The 18,970-nt window shown below is 43.0% G+C and carries 20 protein-coding genes; 3 read left to right on the top strand and 17 right to left on the bottom strand.

What is annotated here, in order from left to right:
* Nucleotides 1–136: 136 nt before the first annotated feature.
* From ACMHKJ_RS06315 to dcm, 6 genes are all read right to left on the bottom strand, one after another.
* On the bottom strand, nt 137–454 hold the full coding sequence (locus ACMHKJ_RS06315) for a YdgH/BhsA/McbA family protein (protein ID WP_413492642.1): 318 nt from the start codon (nt 452–454) through the stop codon (nt 137–139).
* Nucleotides 455–599: 145 nt separating this feature from the next.
* Nucleotides 600–1,202, bottom strand: a complete 603-nt coding sequence (locus ACMHKJ_RS06310) for a glutathione S-transferase family protein (protein ID WP_413492641.1) — start codon at nt 1,200–1,202, stop codon at nt 600–602.
* A 236-nt stretch (nt 1,203–1,438) separates the two neighbouring features.
* Nucleotides 1,439–2,134: a helix-turn-helix transcriptional regulator gene (locus ACMHKJ_RS06305; protein ID WP_413492640.1), complete on the bottom strand. Its 696-nt coding sequence runs from the start codon at nt 2,132–2,134 to the stop codon at nt 1,439–1,441.
* A gap of 85 nt (nt 2,135–2,219) precedes the next feature.
* Nucleotides 2,220–2,687: a very short patch repair endonuclease gene (locus ACMHKJ_RS06300; protein ID WP_413492639.1), complete on the bottom strand. Its 468-nt coding sequence runs from the start codon at nt 2,685–2,687 to the stop codon at nt 2,220–2,222.
* 154 nt (nt 2,688–2,841) lie between these two features.
* A complete protein-coding gene (locus ACMHKJ_RS06295; protein ID WP_413492638.1) occupies nt 2,842–3,672 on the bottom strand; it encodes a YadA-like family protein in 831 nt (276 codons plus the stop codon).
* A 189-nt stretch (nt 3,673–3,861) separates the two neighbouring features.
* Entirely contained in the window at nt 3,862–4,983 is a 1,122-nt protein-coding gene (dcm, locus tag ACMHKJ_RS06290; RefSeq protein ID WP_413492637.1) for a DNA cytosine methyltransferase, read from the bottom strand.
* 400 nt (nt 4,984–5,383) lie between these two features.
* Between dcm and ACMHKJ_RS06285 the strand changes: the two genes are divergently transcribed.
* Nucleotides 5,384–6,283: a LysR substrate-binding domain-containing protein gene (locus tag ACMHKJ_RS06285; RefSeq protein WP_413492636.1), complete on the top strand. Its 900-nt coding sequence runs from the start codon at nt 5,384–5,386 to the stop codon at nt 6,281–6,283.
* A gap of 31 nt (nt 6,284–6,314) precedes the next feature.
* Here the strand turns inward: ACMHKJ_RS06285 and dkgB are convergent, their stop codons facing one another.
* Both dkgB and ACMHKJ_RS06275 read right to left on the bottom strand, forming a co-directional pair.
* Nucleotides 6,315–7,118 carry a 2,5-didehydrogluconate reductase DkgB gene (gene dkgB / locus ACMHKJ_RS06280; protein ID WP_413492635.1) on the bottom strand — a complete coding sequence of 268 codons (804 nt, stop codon included), beginning with the start codon at nt 7,116–7,118 and terminating at the stop codon, nt 6,315–6,317.
* Nucleotides 7,119–7,169: 51 nt separating this feature from the next.
* Entirely contained in the window at nt 7,170–7,382 is a 213-nt protein-coding gene (locus ACMHKJ_RS06275) for a YdgH/BhsA/McbA family protein (RefSeq protein ID WP_413492634.1), read from the bottom strand.
* A 227-nt stretch (nt 7,383–7,609) separates the two neighbouring features.
* On the opposite strand from ACMHKJ_RS06275, the gene ACMHKJ_RS06270 reads away from it, so the two are divergent.
* The gene (locus ACMHKJ_RS06270; protein WP_413492759.1) at nt 7,610–8,188 is read left to right on the top strand and encodes an NAD(P)H-dependent oxidoreductase; all 579 of its coding nucleotides are present in this window, start codon (nt 7,610–7,612) and stop codon (nt 8,186–8,188) included.
* A gap of 352 nt (nt 8,189–8,540) precedes the next feature.
* Here the strand turns inward: ACMHKJ_RS06270 and ACMHKJ_RS06265 are convergent, their stop codons facing one another.
* From ACMHKJ_RS06265 to ACMHKJ_RS06230, 8 genes are all read right to left on the bottom strand, one after another.
* A complete protein-coding gene (locus tag ACMHKJ_RS06265; RefSeq protein ID WP_413492633.1) occupies nt 8,541–9,293 on the bottom strand; it encodes a fimbrial biogenesis chaperone in 753 nt (250 codons plus the stop codon).
* Nucleotides 9,294–9,430: 137 nt separating this feature from the next.
* Complete coding sequence (locus ACMHKJ_RS06260) at nt 9,431–10,597, bottom strand: hypothetical protein (protein WP_413492632.1); 1,167 nt, start codon at nt 10,595–10,597, stop codon at nt 9,431–9,433.
* A gap of 88 nt (nt 10,598–10,685) precedes the next feature.
* Nucleotides 10,686–13,247, bottom strand: a complete 2,562-nt coding sequence (locus ACMHKJ_RS06255) for a fimbria/pilus outer membrane usher protein (protein ID WP_413492631.1) — start codon at nt 13,245–13,247, stop codon at nt 10,686–10,688.
* 62 nt (nt 13,248–13,309) lie between these two features.
* Nucleotides 13,310–14,026: a fimbrial biogenesis chaperone gene (locus ACMHKJ_RS06250; RefSeq protein ID WP_413492630.1), complete on the bottom strand. Its 717-nt coding sequence runs from the start codon at nt 14,024–14,026 to the stop codon at nt 13,310–13,312.
* A 29-nt stretch (nt 14,027–14,055) separates the two neighbouring features.
* Nucleotides 14,056–14,607 carry a fimbrial protein gene (locus tag ACMHKJ_RS06245; RefSeq protein WP_413492629.1) on the bottom strand — a complete coding sequence of 184 codons (552 nt, stop codon included), beginning with the start codon at nt 14,605–14,607 and terminating at the stop codon, nt 14,056–14,058.
* Nucleotides 14,608–14,625: 18 nt separating this feature from the next.
* Nucleotides 14,626–15,210 carry a hypothetical protein gene (locus ACMHKJ_RS06240; RefSeq protein ID WP_413492628.1) on the bottom strand — a complete coding sequence of 195 codons (585 nt, stop codon included), beginning with the start codon at nt 15,208–15,210 and terminating at the stop codon, nt 14,626–14,628.
* Complete coding sequence (locus ACMHKJ_RS06235; RefSeq protein ID WP_413492627.1) at nt 15,185–15,904, bottom strand: fimbrial biogenesis chaperone; 720 nt, start codon at nt 15,902–15,904, stop codon at nt 15,185–15,187. Before ACMHKJ_RS06235 ends, ACMHKJ_RS06240 begins: the two co-directional genes overlap by 26 nt.
* Before the next feature lie 76 nt (nt 15,905–15,980).
* Nucleotides 15,981–16,556, bottom strand: coding sequence for a fimbrial protein (locus ACMHKJ_RS06230; RefSeq protein ID WP_413492626.1), 576 nt, complete (start codon nt 16,554–16,556; stop codon nt 15,981–15,983).
* 1,031 nt (nt 16,557–17,587) lie between these two features.
* Between ACMHKJ_RS06230 and ACMHKJ_RS06225 the strand changes: the two genes are divergently transcribed.
* The gene (locus ACMHKJ_RS06225) at nt 17,588–17,929 is read left to right on the top strand and encodes a DUF5713 family protein (protein ID WP_413492625.1); all 342 of its coding nucleotides are present in this window, start codon (nt 17,588–17,590) and stop codon (nt 17,927–17,929) included.
* Between the two features lie 48 nt (nt 17,930–17,977).
* On the opposite strand, the gene ACMHKJ_RS06220 is transcribed toward ACMHKJ_RS06225, so the two are convergent.
* Entirely contained in the window at nt 17,978–18,895 is a 918-nt protein-coding gene (locus tag ACMHKJ_RS06220; RefSeq protein ID WP_413492624.1) for a DMT family transporter, read from the bottom strand.
* Nucleotides 18,896–18,970 lie beyond the last annotated feature (75 nt).

The raw sequence follows: 18,970 nt of genomic DNA, 5'->3' as shown, positions 1-18,970 counted from the left end.
AATCGGCAGTGCGATACTTGCAATCATTGGCAGTAAATATAGGGCTGCACATTATATGTTCGCTGTTGACTCTAAATATATAGGTGTGAATAATGCATTTTTTTATAAGGAAAATACGCTTGAATTGAGCTGATTTTTAATCTGCCGGCGGAATTTTTCCTGACATTGGTAAAATCTCTGAAGGTTGATTAGCCTTGTTTTTTTTATTTTCTGCAGGTGCGGTATCAGGAGTGTCTTTTTGCTTAATCAATGTTGCGGTGACATAAGTTACCCAGCCGACTCTGGCGCTGGTAATTTTATATGTCGCTCCGGCTTTTTCTGCTTGCTTTGCAATACCGGCTTCTGCATCAGAGAGTGTGTCGCCCCAGGCCGTGATGGTCTGTGCTGTACTCACAGAAGACATCAAAAATAATGCAGAGATCAGTGTTATTTTTAGTATGGGTTTGATCATCATATTGCCTTTATTTTTCCGGAAAGAGGTAAGTAATCGTACTGCCGGGAGAGAATAAAATAAAGCAGGAAATGGCAGGTAAAATGGTATTTTTACCTGCCATTGTGGCGTTAGTGATATGCCGGAGTCAGTTTACCGGAAATAAGATCTACTTTGCCGTGATGACAGAGGCAAATTCCGGGTTTAATGCCAGGCTTTCTATATAGCGGGCAATAACCGGTGATATTTCAATTAAATTATGTTTTGCCAGAAAAAACAGGAAAGTACCGACATAGACATCAACTGCGGTTAATGTGTTACCGCATAAATACGGTTTGGCGTCTGTTAATCCTTTTTCCAGGCAAGCCATCACCCGTTCAAATGATCCGAACCCTGACCTTGCTTGTTGTTCTTCATCTAATTTCATTCCCATTTCACGGGCGGTAAATGCCGCTTCAACCGGTCCCGCCGTAAATAAAAACCAACGGTAATAAGTTGCCCGTGCAGGTGAATCAATTGCGGGAGCAAAACCCTTTTCAATAAATTTATCGGCAAGATACATGCAAATTGCGGCAGTTTCGGTGATGATGTTATCGCCATCAACCAGCGCGGGAACTTTGCCCATAGGGTTAATGGCGAGATATTCAGGAGTATGCATATCCGCACCATAACCGAGTTCAATGCGTTGATAAGGAACGGATAAAATCTTAAAAAATAAATCCACGGTATTCCCGCGTGACATCGCATTGGTATAAAGTGTAAGTCCGCTCATGATGATTTCCTGTTTTTATGTTGAGCCATCATCATAGAGCAGAGGTGTGTCAGAAACTGTCAGGAGTGATTATACCCTTATTCATTCAAACTGCAGGTTCGTTGGCTGCACTCAACCAGCCGGGTCACATACTGATGTATGCTCCCCGTCTGTTTTCCTTTGCCGCCTGCCTGCATCCTGAATGACGTTGGGTATATACTCTTATTCATTCAAACTGCAGGTTCGTTGGCTGCATCTTAAATGACGTTGGGTATACACAGGATATCTTTACGCCAGCGTTCGAGTAAATAATGTTTGGGATAAGGTAGTTTATCCGGCAAAATAGTATAGGTTTGGATCCTGTCCAGACGGAAATGCCGGTAATTTTGTCGTAATTCACACCAGGCGGCGAGCACCTGAACGTCTTTCATATATCCGACAGCTACCGGCCAGATAACCCGGCTGCTTAATTGTTTTTTTTCATCCTGATAATCAATTTTTGCTTTCAGTTCTTCCCGCAGGCTGCGACGTAATTCTCTGGCGATTTGATTATCAACCTGAGTAAGTTGTGTTGAGAGAGCAAATAAAGTGCTCTGGCTGAATATCACCTGAGATTCATTTTCAACAACAGAATTAATTTTATTTGCTGCCCGTTTTGCCGAGGCTTTCAGTTCATCATCTGCATTACTTTGTACCCAGCGTAATCCGAGGATCAGCGCTTCCAGCTCATTGACATCAAATATAAGTGGCGGCAATAACAAGCCTGATTTCAGCTGATAGCCGATACCTGCTTCCCCGGTAATGTCTGCCCCCTGGCAACGCAATGATTCAATATCCCGGTAGATAGATCGCACACTGATTTGTAATTGTGAAGCAAGGGATTCCGCAGTCACAGGATAGCGATTTTCTTTCAGGATCTGTAATAACGTGAGCAGGCGTTGGGTTCGGGTCATTAAGGTATCAGCCGGTGGTTGTTTGTGACGCGGTTGTATGAGGGCATCATAACAGTGATGCACCTATTATAGTACCGGATGGTTATCAGGGGTTGATAACCATCCCTTCGTCTGTTATTTCACCATAGAGAACACCACTTATCAGCCAGGTTTTTATTAATGTAAGCAGTATTTGGTCGCTGAGCCTGGTTTTTCCGGTCAATGCGCACTCGCGAATAATTAATGTACGGATCCCGATTTTGTGTAATTCACGGATATTTTTTTCATCACGTGCTTTATTTTCAGACAGTTTTTTTTGCCAGAATTCTGTTCGTGTGGCGGGAAGGCGGAATTTATCACAGTCATGCATATGCCAGAAGCAGCCGTGGATAAATATAGCTGTGCGGTATTTTGCCATCCGGATATCGGGTTTCCCGGGCAGGTTGGCAGAGCACAAGCGGAAACGAAAGCCATTGTTATGCAGTAATTTTCTGACATGATGTTCGGGTTTGGTATCCCGGTTTTTAATTGCCCGCATGTTTTTCGAGCGGGTTTCTTGATCATGTACATCCATAATAGGATATTCCGGCTGATAGTCTGTTCAGTATAATGACAAGGATACACTTATTATAAACTGAAAAATCAGGGAGAGGGTCATGAAGATAAAGATGATGGAACCACTATCTGTAATATAGCGCAGAGGAATTCCTCTGCGCTATTACTATTTATTACCAGCCGATAGCAAGGCCTGCACCAACAACAGAGTTGTTATCATTATCGAGAGAGGTATTGATACGGATATTAGTATTCTCAAATGGTTTATATTGCGCACCTGCGGCAATTGCATTTCCGTTTTTATAATTACCAACACCTATCCCGAACGAAAAATTATTTGCAGTAACATAAGGAATTGATGATATAGCAGTTACACCGGCAAGACCGGCATTGACACGTTTTTCAAAAGTATCGATACGCTGTTCGTTTTTAGCAAACTGTGTTTTTATTTTTTGAAATTGTTGATCATTTTTTTTCGTTGATTCATTAACCTGATTATTTGTATAGTGTGTACTTGTATTTATAGCATCGTTTTTGGAAGTGTTAATGTTTTCCTGAATACTCTTTCCTTTCTGGTTTAATTGCAGGACATTAACTGCATCATTGTCTTCAGTACCGTCTGCCACATTTATTAATTGTTTTTTGATATAACTGTTCCCGATAGAAACTGTTCGTGAACGATCTGTATATGCACCATATCCGAGTGCGACAGAGTCTTCCCCGGCTGCTCTTGAATAAGCACCAAGGCTGACAGTATGGTGCTTTTCAGATTTTGCATTGTTACCGACAGCGACAGTATAGTCGCCCTGAGATGTGGCTGATGCGCCTGAAATAACGGATTTCTGGTAGTGATGGCTATCTGAAAATGAATGATATTTAACGGCGGTAGTACCAAAAACAGGCGACTTGTGTGTGATGTCATACGGTGAATCAGCAAGAGTATTTCCGGTATAACAAGATGATACGAATAATCCAATAAGCGTGCTGTATTTAATTAATTTCATAATTAACATCCATTTTATTATGTTATTTGTGACTTGTTTATATTAAAAACGGGCGAGAATATATCAATAAAAGTATTGCTTTGCTTTCACATTTCAAACATATGGACTAACTATAAATGTAGCATCTGTTTTTTGTTATGCAGATATAACTCTGTATGAAATATACAGAGTTATATCCCGTCGATATTTTTATTTTTTCGGGTGAGAAGAACCGGCGGATTTTAGTGCGGAAGTTAATTTTTTAGCAATGGCATCGACGACTGTCATACAGACAGAGTTACCAAACTGTTTATATATCTGCCCCTGTGAAACAGCATTGATAATATAATCAGCCGGAAATCCCTGAAGATTAGCACATTCGCGGGGAGTGAGTTTCCGTGGGTTTTTACCTGCGTGTGACTGGTCAATCAAAATTTCTGAGCCGTCTTTATAATAACGGGCGCTGAGTGTATTGGTGTATTCGCTATTTTCATTAAACAAGCAATAACCAAATCCGTTACCCCGCTCTTTATGTTCTTTTTTCCGTTTCTGATGTCCTTCCCATAATCTATCCGAGATGGTAAAGCGATCTTTTTTATATTGCAGTGCATCGTCTGCCAGGGCTTTCCTGCTTTGCAGGATATTGCCGAGCCGGGTAGGGGTATGGCTTGGTTCAGGCCAGGAAAATAAGGTGTCGAAATCAGCATCCGGGAATTGGTTGCGATCAAAACCAACAATAAAGATACGTTCCCGGTTCTGTGGAATACCAAAGTCTGCGGCACGCAGTACCCGGAAATCCACCCAATAATTGAGTTTTTCAGACAGCGCGCTCCGGGCTTCTTCACTCAGCGGAAGATGATCCGGTACGGCTTGTTCGTGTGTGCCGCGCAGAATGTTGAGAATGGTTTGTAATGTGCGTCCGCCATCATGTCCGCGCAGTTGTTTTACGTTTTCCAGCAGAAACGCTTTTGGTTTCTTTTCAGTCATGATGCGCTGAATTTCAAAGAACATGGTACCGCGCGTGTCATTAAATCCCTGACGGAATCCCGCCTGAGAGAATGCCTGACAGGGAAAGCCACCGAGCAGTACATCATGATCCGGAATGTCTTTTGCGGCTATCTGTGTGATATCGCCGTTGGGCAGATCACCGAAATTGGCCAGATAGGTACGCTGGGCAAATTTATCCCATTCTGAGGTGAAAACACAGCGTCCGCCCTGTTTCTGAAAGGGAAGGCGGATCCCGCCGATACCGGCGAACAGGTCAATAAAGGTGAATGTGCATTCATCTTTTGGTGACTGCCGGAAAGGGGCATCCTCAGGGTGTTTTTTCAATGTTATCTCCGGTTCGGTAAACAGCCGCCGGGCAGTGCGCCGGTTTTATCCGGGCACTATAGCACTGCCCGGGGCTCCGGGAAACTGCATTGCAGTTATTGCCGCAGTAAAAATCCGGCTGTAAAAGGTATTAGTCAAAGTTGGCAACGAATCAGGCTGATCCCTGATAATGGCGGCTTTCTGCATTCGTACCCCCGGCGGCTGTTCCTGTCGTCGTTCTCCTGCCGGTAATAAACCCGGCCTGTGCAATAAAAAGATGCGCAGGCTGAGTTATTTTTTTCAGATATACTGTTTCTGCATTATCATTATTGCCTGATTACTGATGCTTTACCGGCAATAATAACGTGATCTCTGCATATGGCGTGTCAGTCAGGTGCCGGGGAACATAAAGGAACCGTGTATGAAGGCAACATCGGAAGAAGCTCGTGTATTTATTGAAGTCGTTGAGCACAAAAGTTTTACTAAAGCCGCAGATAAACTGAATCTGGCGAATTCCGCCGTCAGCCGTACTATTAAAAAGCTGGAAGACAAACTTGGCGTTAATTTGCTCAACCGGACAACCCGGCAGATTGATTTGACGGCAGAAGGTGAACTTTATTTTCAGCGGATGAAAGGTATCCTGCAGGAAATGCAGGCTATAGAAAACGAACTGCTCGGTTCACAGAGTTCGCCGAAAGGCGTATTACGGATTGATGCGGCAACCCCGGTTGTCCTGCACCTGCTTATTCCGTTTATTTCGGTGTTCCGCCGGCAATATCCGGATATTGTATTATCACTGGTTTCATCCGAAACCTTCGTTAATCTGATTGAGCGTAAAGTTGATATCGCGATACGGGCAGGGCAACTGACAGATTCCAGTTTGCGTGCGCGTCTGTTATTTAGCAGTTACCGGAAAGTCGTGGCATCTCCCCGTTATATTGAAACTGCTGGTAAACCCTCCTCAGTGGCTGATTTACATCATCACACCTGCCTGACATTTACTGAACCGGCATCACTGAATACCTGGCCGCTGAATACAGAAAACGGCCAACTGATTAATGTTGCGGACGGAATCTCTTCGAACAACGGGGAAACATTACGGCAGTTGTGCGCCAGTGGGGAAGGTATCGCGTGTCTGTCTGATTTTATGGTGAATGAAGGGATTGAGAACGGCGAGTTTACTGAATTGCTCAGTGATGAATTGCAGCCGGTTCCGCTGCCGTTTCATGCGGTTTATTACAGTGACAGAGTGGTCAGCCGGCGAATCCGGGTCTTCATCGACAGTCTGACACACTATCTGGCACACATTCAGAAGCCATGATTATTTATGACTTCTGAATCACAACACGGAATTAATCCCATTCAGGAGCCAGTCCTTCCGGGCTGACCAGACGATCATTGCAGTCGAGTTTTGCAATCGCATCACGATCGGCCAGGTCAAGCTGCAAGTCTGCTGAGTGCAGGTTGCTTATCAGGTTTTCACGTTTGGTTGACGCGGGGATAACGGAATAGCCTTCACCCATCGCCCATGACAGAATAACCTGTGCCGGTGTTGTATTATGTTTTTCCGCAATAGACTGAATAATCTCGTCTTTTAACGCTTTGCCATAAGCCAGCGTCATATAAGACGTGATATGAATACCCAGCTCTTTTGCCCGCTTGGCCACTGTACGGTTTTGCAGATAAGGAGACAGTTCAATCTGGTTGGTGGCAATATTTTCCGCACCCACTGCGGCGACAGCTTTTTCCATTAGCGGAATAGTGAAGTTGGACACCCCTATTTCACGGGTCAGACCCTGTTTTTTAGCTTCTGTCAGTGCAGACATAAACTCTTCAACTGAGACTGCATCATTCGGTGACGGCCAGTGGATCAGTGTTAAATCGACATAATCGGTCTGTAAATCACGCAGGCTTTTTTTCAGGCTGGGAATGAGCTTATCTTTGCTCAGATTCTCAATCCAGATTTTAGTGGTGATGTATAACTCTTCACGCGGAATACCACTTTCTGTCAGTGCCCGGCCAATAGCCGCTTCATTTTCATAAATCTGTGCAGTGTCGATCGCACGATAACCAACGTCTAATGCATTTTTGACGGATGCAATAACAACATCACCTTGTAAACGAAAAGTACCTACACCTAATACAGGAACGCTCATATTATACCTCTGCGATAAATAAAGTTGGGATGGCTAAATAAAGTAAGATTATTATTTATTTAATACAGCACTGATTGTTGTGGTATTTCCCACTCTTGCACTGGTAATTGTGTAACCGGAAGCACCTGCTTCTTTTGCTTTCTGTGCAATAACCGCTTCAGCTGAATCCAATGTATCACCAGTTGTGGTAACTGATTCAGCAGATGAGCTGAAAGACACCAGTGACAATATTGTTGCTGCTAATGCTAATTGTATGTTTTTCATATTTAATCCTGTTTAAATTTTAATTTTTTATCTTTACGACCCGGATAAGGCCTGATGGCGAAAAAGAATACGGCGTTATACCGGTGATAAAAAGCGTCAATGGAACAATAGACTTTTCTCAAAAGAGCAATAATCACAGACACCCATGTGATATGCTTTACTCATGCAGCTAATAGGGGGCATTAAACAGCATCATATTTTCAGTTATTTAAATTAAGGAGTGAATGATGAATATATTACTTATTAATGGCGGACAGGTTTTTGGTCATTCAGCTGGTCAGCTTAACCGCACTTTACATGATATTGCCGCAGCTCATTTAACCACGTCTGGTCATAATGTTCAGGAAACACAGGTTGATGAAGGCTATAACATAGATGAAGAAATTAATAAATTCATATGGGCAGATGTCATCGTATACCAGATGCCGGGCTGGTGGATGATGATGCCATGGAAAGTAAAAAAATACATGGATGATATATATACAGCCGGTCATGGGGAATTATATGAAAATGACGGACGCACTCGTCGCGATCCTAAAAAGCAATACGGAACTGGTGGGTTATTACAGGGTAAAAAGTATATGTTATCAGTGACCTGGAATGCACCGGAAGAAGCCTTTAATGAATTCGGCAATTTTTTTGATGGCAGAGGTGTTGATGGTGTGTATTTCGCCTTCCATAAATCGCAGCAGTTTCTCGGAATGTCTCAGTTAAAGACATTTATGGTCAATGATGTTATCAAAGAGCCGGCTGTTGAACAAAATATTGCCGAATATAAACGCCATTTAACCATGATATTAAATTAATGCGACAGAACCGGCTGTGTTACCGTTATCAGCCAAAATCCGTTGATGAAAATCAGTTAATTGCCGATTTTATGGCAGAATAAACGACAACAAATAATCAGAGGCGATTCAGATTATATTTTTTATTTCTGCGGAACGTAAAAGGTTTTTACCTGAACTATAATCGCACCAAATTGGTTATTCTCTTAAACGTCAATGTTACTTATTTAAAAAGATTATTTTGAGATGGATTTTAAGTGTTTTTTGTTAATAACATTGAAATTAAAATCCATATAGAAAATTTATCGATATATTTAGCTACTGTGAATTATCTATATTCTATAATTATCCGAAGGTCGTAATCCTGTTTTATTTATAATGAGGTTGCTTTACTGATATTTTTATCCAGTGGAAACGAGTATTCATCGAGTAATTTCCATTCAATTTGATTATTTTCAGGTATGCCTTGTGGCACATTAAACATTTGCTCAGATAATGGTGGTACCGGTTTGAATAATTCCTTGTTGTCAATTTCCTTTGAATTGATACGTAACGTATCAAATGTAACAAAAATTGGGGAGTTATTTTTTACCAGTAGAGTGTTACCCCGGCGATGAAATGAAATCTTATCCTGAATATCGTTGATTTTTATTGTTTCAATGTTTTTTGGTCTGTAATAGATTTTAAAAATAAATGATCGAATGACAGATATATCTGTATTATCTGTTTTATTCTTTTGAGAGGAAGGGATAAATAAAAATTTAGCAAGATAGACCGATTCCCTGTCTTTTGGTAAGGATCTTTCATCACCGGAAAAAACAATACGCCAGTCATAATAAGAATTTGGCGTGAATTTATGTAACGGAGGAATAACAATAAATGGAATATCGGTGTTATCTTCTTCCAGTTGACTAACACCATTACTTATGTCCAATTTTACCATGCCGGATTGAACCAGATACGGCTCAGTCTCTCCGTTCCTGAGGCCAATTGAAACACTTTTCGATCCTTCAATATAAGTATGTCGCTGTAATGAAAACAAAATGTTATTTTCTGACTGACTATGTGCGGCAACTGAAAAGAACAATGTAAGAAATAAAAATAAATGTTCTGTGATTCTTATCATAATTATTCCTGTTATCTTATTAACTACTCACTATTTTTATTTCAGCATATCAGTCTGATATGATATCTTAACGTTTCATTCCTGACGCTATATTCATATAATAATGGCTAAATAAATTAAATGCAAAAATATCACTGTTACATTTTTGTATAAATATTTATTACTGTTTTCCCCCGGTAATTACCAGCCGGTACTGTATCATCAGAGCAGATTGCCCACTTGATACCGAGGCGATATAACTGGTTGAGATTGGCTTTTAACGGCAATGTCATTTCCTGATTATTAAATTTAATAAGGTCGTTGGCATTGGCGTTATTACATGTTAACGCCGGACTGGCATCATCCATAAACGTTTTTCCGATAACCCAGGGCCTGTTCTTAACCGATGGTGAAGTTATATTAGTTAATAACAATCGGTTCGGGTTAGCGGTGTCCGCAGTGCCCTCAGTAACTTTTGCTGAGAAATAAACCTGCTGTTGTCCTTCCCCGGTACAACTGAATGTCAATGATGATTCTTTAATTATTTCATTTGAGAATCCCATCGTAACATCGATATTATTGTTAATAATATTACTTATCTGACATGTCGACATTATATTGATATCTGCGGATATATTTACTCTCAGATATCCCTTTGCAGCCTCAGCAATACCTTCCGTTGTAATATACAGAGGCGTGCCGGTGTAATGTACCAGGCCCGGCGCTACCGGACGGGAGATGTAAACAGGATATGAACCGGCATTACTGACCATAATCTGCTTTGTCCAGGTTGATGGTACGGACAAGCCGTTCGGATAAATACAGGCATTCAGACCGTCAAGTGATGCAGCACCATTCCCTCGTGGCGGACTAAAAAAACTACCGTTGGTAGTCCAGCCTGTTGATTGATCCAGAATGGCCATCCCCACGTAATTAAATTCAGGTATAACATAGGCTTTTACAGCAGGATTGGTGCTGTATGTCAGTTCCAGTCCCTTTTTATTTGTTCCGGGAACAGCATGGAAGGCACTCGTTCCGGACTGGCAGGATGTATTATTGCCGGATATCCCGACTATTGAGATCACATTTAACCACGTGGCTGTTGTCGTATTATAAGCGGTCGGCAGTGACATAGATGTTGTTCCCGTCAGTGCCCCGGACAGGTAATGAGGCGTCGCCGGGTTCGGTGTTTTTGCCAGATCAACCTCACCGCTCAGTTTCAGGGTCATTGTGCCGTAATTGGTTGCTCCGATTACCGCGGCCGGTGATAAAATTGTGCCGGTGATCAACAATAATTCAGCCAGTCGTTTATTTATTTTATTCATTTTGCCTCGCCCGTTATACAGGAAAATAGTATACCGTTATTCATTGTTATGCCCGGAATACGTCAGTTCAGGATTGACACCTGCGGGATTACTCACACACCGCATTAAACACCCGGATTGGTTGTCCCGGGGAAACCGGCAATTTCCCGATATCGGTAAAATTCACCCGGCACTGCTGCTTCTGTCCGTTACCCCAGCCGATGTTCAGGCTGCCGGACTCCTGCAATCCACTCATAAACAACTGATTGTTATCACCGACAATTCCCCCGTTTTCTTCTCCGGCACGGCTGTCAGCCACGGTAGCCACGGCGCCGAACGGGATCATTGTACCGTCACGACGTTTCAGGTTAATAATGACCTGATACCCGATTTTTGTATCAAATTTAACTTTTACGATCGCACCGGCCGTCGGATAAATTGTTTTGGTCGTTTCATTCAGCATCACATCATCCGGCAGAGTATTAACATCCAGACTGATAATATTTGCATTGTATGGAGAAACATACGGATATAATCCGTATCCGCCCCCATTAATTATGCCATTTTGATTGCTGATATACGTTCCGCCTGCTCCCGGAGCCTCTATAATGGCCATGCTGCTGCCCAGATTCTGACCAGCCAGGAACCCGCCCGAATGTATTACCAGACTTCCGCCGACGCTGCCGTTAACGGATCGGTAATCTTTATTATAATTATACCCGAGCGAGACCGTTCCTTTATTGCCGGAATAGTTGGTATACACGTTACCGCTGTTGCCCTGACCTTTATTAGTATGACTTTGTGAAACCCCGTATGTGAGACGGTTATCCAGAGCAGAACCGGACAGACCTGCCTGCTGGCTCACCCGGCCGTTATTATCCTGCGAATAACTGTAGGTGCTGTTGATATCCCGGACCAGGCTGTTATTAGAAAAAATACTGAATGGTATACTGATATTCACAGACAATTGTCGGTTTTCAGGCCAGCTGTTTTCTGATTTAACACGGTCAATACTGTAGTTCAGTGAATAATTCACCGATTTATAAGAGCCGTTATACCCTGCCGAAATCTGCCTCACCTCACTGGAGGACTCCCAAAAATCATAAATGCTGCCGGACAGGTAAAGACTGCCATAATCACCCAGAGACTGAGTAATTGATGTTGTAAAGCTACTACGTTGACGCTGGTTCAACCAGGGCGATACTCCGTCTTTTAACCGGTAATCATGGTTATTAAAATCAGCAAAGCTGAAATAATCCCGTGTAGAATAACGCAGTGCAGTCAAATCCACTGAGGTGCCGGTGGTTGTCATACTCTTCGAATAGCGTAAACGGTAGGACTGTCCTTTTTTCTGACCGGTATCGCCATCAAATCCTGCTGAAGCATGTGTCATATCAGCAGAAAGAGCGCCGAAGACACCGAGTGAAATCCCGGCACCACCGACAGCAGAAAGATAACTTTCTGCTGCCAGAACACCGCCGTACAGCGTAATATTATTCGGCAGACCATAAATACCTGTGGCACTGGCAAAGGTGCTTTTTTTGTTTCCTTCGGTAATCCCGCCGTTATACTGCCCGGCGACAACTTCATATTTCATTCCGCCCGGACGCAACATTACCGGTAACGAGGAAAATGCAACGGTAAATGTTTTTTCTGTTCCGTTTTCTTCCGTGATAGTGACATCCAGGTCACCGGTATTACCGGACGGGGAAATATCTTTCAGGCTGAACGGACCCGGTGCCACGTAAGTCTGATAAACCACATAGCCGTTCTGTCTGACGGTCACCCGTGCGTTTGTCGTCGCAATTCCGCTGACCTCAGGCGCAAATCCGCGCAGACTGTTTGGCAGCATTTGCTCATCAGATCCCAGTTTTCCGCCACGGAAGGGAATGCTGTCAAACACATCAGCAGATGATATTGTCTCGCCCAGTGTCAGAACAGAGTTGAGTTGATTGAATGCCCGCATGATATAGGTATTGCTGAAGTTGGTATCAGATACTGTGTTTCCCGACGCATGGCTCTGGCTGTAAGATGCGGAGGAACGGGCCCGCCAGGCTCCCAGGTTGATACCGGACTGAACAGTGGCGAATGTCGAGTCACTGGTATTGGTGCCGGTACCGGTTCCGGGAGTGTCATTCCGGCTCCTGCTACCGCTGACGAAGTAGCTGAAAAATATAGCGGGGATCCCATCGTCCAGTAATGACGGGTCAATAAACCCTTCCGCTTTATCTGTCATGGCTATCTGCGGAATACTGACCTGCATTGCCAAACCCGCGATATCGATCTGTATCCGGGAATCCGGAATATATGCTGCCAAATCCGTAATAACAGTATCAGGCGGCAGTATGCTCAGTTGATTTATTGCTTTAATGTTGACACCCCAGCTTTCCAGAAGGGCAGGGGTCAGCCCGGGTACTGTTTTTCCGTCAGCATCCGGTACAAACGTGATTACCTGATCTCCCAGGTTATTCCGGTTAACCAGTACATTAACAGCAAATTTACCTGTTGGTACGCTGTCATCTTTTGCAAACTGTGAAAGGTCAATCTGTCCCGGATCTATGCCCAGCTGGCTATCCAGCATGGCAGGGTCAAAATAGTCATCGCTGTAGGAATAAAAAGATAAGCATATCAGTGAAGACAGCAGACTGATCCTGAATTTTGAGCATTTCATTCCGGTACCTTTTTATTCTTCATAAGGGATTGCAATATGTGACGCCATTCAATCCGCAAAAATTATTCCGGTGTTGCTGTCATATTATTTTTCTGGCCGGAAGACTGAAAATGAATACTGTCTGATCGGCTGCCGTAATCATTAATTACCTGCCAGGATGCCTGCTGAATATTGGCCGGACTGTCTATTTTTTTCAGGCCTGACGGCGGAATGAGGATACTGCCGGGTTGCTGGTGGTGATTCACGGTCAGGTCTGTCACGGTCAGGTAGTAAGGTGTCGGGTTATAAATATTCCAGCCCTGATTATTTTTGACCAGCGTGGTTTTTTCAAAAACAGATTGATCCGGCACCGGCAATTTACCCGGCCGGTAATGCAGTTTAATGATTACGGAGGTGACAAAAACCAAATCAGCTCCGGGATGGTCGCGTTTATTGGTATTTAATGCAGGGATAGCCCGGACCTTTAAATAAAATAAGGATTCCTTATCCCCGGGTAATTCACTGATATTTTTAGGTATGATCCTGACAGTGTAATCACTGTTTGCATTAAGCCGGAACAACGGTGGGGTAACAATAAACAACTCAGTCGGCTGGCCCTCTGGTGACTGAATGACAGATGTCTGGATCAGGTACGGTTTATCACTGCCGTTATTAATATCAACGGTCTGATTTTTTTCTGCCGCAGAAAAAATAATCCGGCTTTTACTCAGGCCGATGCCTCCGGCAGATGCAGACAATGCTATCAGTGACAGGAATACCACCAGTACTATATTACGCATAAACAATACCCTGAATTCATTCTGATTTTTTAATCGACCATGTAGGTCAGTGTGACTGTCGCTTTAAAATTACCGACATTCTCTGCTGATGCAGAACAGTCAGCAATTCCGTTTCTGCACATCAGGTAGGCTGTAAACGTTTTTGTGGCTGTTGCTGATGTAAATCCGGTCCACATCGTATTATTTACGTTAGTGAAAAAAACATTTTGCGACTGTGTGGCATTATTTTTATCCGATATTCTTACCGCGAAATTTTTACTTCCGGGGGAATCCAAATACCCGTCATTAATGTAATTACCTGAAATCAATATTTTATTTTTGGTGAAGTTATTATTTCTGCAGCGTACCAACTTGACAATAAATTCTTTTTTAATATTTCCTGCTGCTGCATCTGATTTGAATTTCTCAAGCGGCACACTGCCAAAATCAACTATATTGGCAGCCGTACCTTCAACAGCAATTTCACAGGTGTTGGCCAGTACCTTCACGTTAAATGTAAATTCAGCATTATCAGCAGCCGTAAGTATTCTGCTCCAGAGAAACAACAAAGATATAGTGGCCATAAACAGATATTTTTTCATTATCATGGTTCTTTATGATTACGGCTGAATGAGTGTTAAATCTACCGCTGCAACCAGATTGCCGGACCGGGCAGGTAGCTCATTGATTTTAACAATACTGACTTCAAACTGTGTTTCCAGTTCACCATTGTGTGTCACAACGGATGGAATTCCGGCAGCAGAGGAAGAAAAAGGCACAATCTGACAGCCGGTCTTATCCTGACTGCAATGCCTCAGTACGAACCCTGCATTCTGCAGGTCAGCATCGGGAAAGATCTTATTATCTGTGCTGACCCGGGTTCCGCTTGCCGGGGTTATTTTTATTATCTGCACCGGCAGCCCGGATGAGGTATCGAACCCGGAACATGTATACCTGAATGTGAACGGTACGGTATACGTGGTGTCGCTGGTATCCGTTTTCAGATTTTGTGTTTCAATCTGCCCTGTAAATAAAACGTCCCTGTCCGGCATGTTAACGACACAAGATCCGCGGGTGATGGTTCCTGTCACCGTGAATGTTTCTGCCCGGAGCATACCCGGCAGGCTCAGACTGAGTACGGTAAATAGCATCACCTGAGCGCAGAAATCAGAAACGCTGTCAGTGAATTTGCGTACTGAACTCATTGTCGCCCCCCAAATCATTAATGGCCGTCCATTCTGCTGTTCCTTTACGGGCATTTACCGGCACGGTGTAACTGAGGGAATCAAACGGTGGGATCATTGTATTTTTTTGGGCCATATCCAAATCAACTTTGGTACCATTTAATATCAGGCGGCTAAGAGAAATATAATAGGGTGAATTATTCATGACGGTAACACCTGAAGATGTTGCCTTAATTGTCAGCTGACGGTACGCCTCTTCAGGTAACATTGTAAGGTTAGCCGGGCGGTAAAATATTTTAATGATATTTTCATATGCAATACTCAGCGCATTACTTTGGGTACCACTGCTGACCGCCGGTATCATCACCGCATGCAGATAAAAAACAGTTTCGCGATCTGCCGGTAAAGAGGACGTATCGGCATAAATACGGATCTCCTGACTTTTTCCTTTCAGGATTTTAATCAGTGGTGGCGAAATATTGAATAACGATGATGGTATATTTCTGCTGTCAGTTACACTAAATTTGGATAAAAAATTAATATCTGTATTGTTTCTGGCATGAACAGAAATACTTTTACTTCCCTGATCATACACCAATCGGGTCGCATTCAGACTGACACCGGCAGAAAATGAAGGTAACGATATAAATAAAAATATTATAAAAAAAATAGATTGTTTTATATGTGAAAATACTTTTTTTTTGTTTGGAAACATTTTTATTTATACCCTTATAAAAAATATTATACAGAGGCTTTTTCAAGCCTCCGGGTGTTGCAATATCTTATATTACTTAGTTATAAGCTACGCTGAAGGTTACCGGAACACTCATAATTTCAGGTGTTGCAGTACTGCCCGCCTGAGTCAGCATTAAATTGGCTTTTAACGGAATGGACGCGTTTGTTCCTGCTGTCACTTTTACAATATCAGTTAACTGAGTCTCTTTATTCGGAACAATGGTGGTACCGGTTGCGGCGTCAGCACCATGGAAGATCCGGACCGCAAGAGACTGTGCTGCTTTGTTGGCAAAATAGTTCTGAGAATAATTTGATGCCTGACCGTCAGCATAAACAAACACCTTGGCAGGATCAGTGGCTTTGGAGCAGTTAGTCAGAACCAGGCTGAACTCTTTGGTTGAGCCAATCTGGGTGTCAGCGGCTGCTGCACTCAGGGTGTCAGCTGTGAAAATACCAAAATCAACAGTATCACCTTCAGTAGTTGATGACACATCACAGGCAGCTTCACGTAACTGAGCTTTAAAGGTGACGGTTGCCCCTTGTTTAGTGGCTTCATCAGCGGCAAATGCAGCAGTAGATACCATCAGACCAGTCAGAACAGCAGCAGAAATTACTTTTTTTGAAAAAAACATAATAAACCTCATATTTATTAAGGGTAAGTACGTCTGTCTGTTCTGAATAGACAACAGGCAGAAGATAGTTTGCATATAAAGGCAACGGAATAACATTAATAATATTTCACTAAATTTATATGCCAATATAAATTAGTCATAAAAAGATGAATGAATTATTTAACGATGTATTACATTAATTGAGTTTTATTAACACATTGATCTTTTTTATAAATGGTAAAACAGAAGCTCTGGTTATTTGTAACCGGATTTCTTTATTCACACTGAATTTGATTTCATACATTATAGTAATAACTATAATTAAATGTAAGTAGGAATATCGGCAAGCAACTCATGAAATATAACGTTTTATTCTAAAATATGTTTTTTTATCATTGAACTATATTTTTTTCTGTTTTTGTTCATTAAAACGAAATTTTACACTGATACTAGACATTTAAATTTCAAATTTAATGATAAAAAACCAATAACAATAAAAATCAATTTGAATTGAATGCATGAATTAAATCATAATAATATCATGTTGTTATAGTTTACTCCCCTGTGCTGATCCTTGTGAATTCTTTCTGATTCATAGTCTGCTCCGGTAGAGTTTTATTCCGGACAATTACACCACAGGTAAAATGCCGCATAACCGCATAATTTTCGATCTTTTTCTCCTGCCATTGCGCGTTATGCCCTTTGTTCATGCACTGATGAAGATGTTGATCCGGCCTGGCCTGAAGAGTGGCCCCCGGCTTTCAAATTTTTCCGGGCTGATGCTCCACCGGGCTGTATAGCGGTCTGATTATTCCGGACAATATTTCGGGTTATTTAATAAAATAATTTTTTTATTACTCTGCCGTATTTTTATTTTCAGCATAAAAAACCACAAGAACACGCTGTTTAGTTTCACGTAATCACTTTATTATCCCGGATAATAATTAGTACAGAGTTTATCCATTAGTTTAAAACCCGGGAAAATTAAAATGGAATGTAGTATAAGAAAATGTAAAAACGATTATTTTTAAGGGATTTATAAGGACACCGCAATGCCCGTAACTAACCCGGCTATTCTGAATGCCAAACTCTTACATGATATGTACAACGACAGCTACTTCCCGGATCACCTGGTAAAGCAGGGGGAGGATATTTTGTTGAGTTTGTGCGAAACCCTGGAAAGTAACCCGCCGGCAGATTTGGCGGCACTGTATGTGCTGACAGAGCGGGCGACAGAAGAATTTAATGATTTGCAGGAGGCATTTGGTGAAGCGGGAAGTGAGATTGAAACCGTTGCCCGTGAGTCTATCGGTAATTCTTTCTATATTATTGCCTGTGCCTATGGCTTTGAGGATGCCGATCCGGAGATGTTAATCACGGAACGGGACTGGTAAGCCGATAAAAAATAAGAGACGGGAACCGGCGGAAAGCCGGCACCTGATTTATTTTACCGCCGCTGCATTGTCAGCGGGTTTTCGTTTTTTTCCCTGGCTGACCAGCAGCCAGACGGCAGCACTGACAATTAATGCGCCGAAGAAAAAATTCGGACTGAGCGTTTCATCAAGTACCAGATATCCCCACAGAATACCGAATGGCGGGATCATAAATGTTACTGTCAGTGAGCGCATCGGACCAATGTCGGCAATCAACCGGAAATAGAGGATATACGCCACTGCGGTGCACAGCAGACCGACCGTTATCACACTGCCCCAGACCATAGGTTGCGCCCAGTTAATGTCCGGTCCGGTTGTGACTGAAAAACCAAAAAACGGCAGCAGGAAAAGTGTGGCACCCAACTGACTGCCAAATGCAACCAGTTTGGCATCCAGCCCGCCTTTTTCGTTTATCCAGCGGCGCGTCAGGAAACCTGCGAATCCGTAACAGGCAGTTGCAGTCAGACACGCGAGAACCCCCCACAGTAAATAGGCAGAGGCCTGACTTTCACCTACCGTGGTGATGACGACTATGCCAATCAAACCCAGTAACACACCCAGCCATTTGCGCAGAGTCAGGGTTTCTGAAAAGAAAGCAAAACCAATTAATGCACCCATCAGCGGTGTGGTGGCATTGAGGATCGCTGAGTAACCGGCGGGAAGCCATTGCGCTGCCAGACAATACATAAAGAAAGGAATGCCGGAGTTAATCACGCCCAGTAATAATATTGATTTAAGTTTTCCGTCAAACCGGAGTGCCCGGCGCATGACCAGCAGGATCACGGCCAGACCGGCACAGCCGAAAAACACGCGCAGAAATGCCGTATTGACGGCACCTAACTGCGGTGCTGCCACCCGCATAAAAAGAAAACTGGCGCCCCAGATTGCCGCCAACAGTGTGAGTCTCAGATAGTCCGCCGCCCGCATGGGGGTCTCCTTGTTTTATGATGATTACGCGCCTGTGCTCAGGCGGGATAGGCCCGCAGGGATCCGGGATACCCA

The organism is Morganella psychrotolerans, from assembly GCF_965118875.1.
GTDB classification, from domain to species: Bacteria; Pseudomonadota; Gammaproteobacteria; order Enterobacterales; family Enterobacteriaceae; genus Morganella; species Morganella psychrotolerans_C.
Note: the sequence above shows the minus strand (reverse complement) of the source record. Positions and strands in the feature narration are given on the sequence as shown.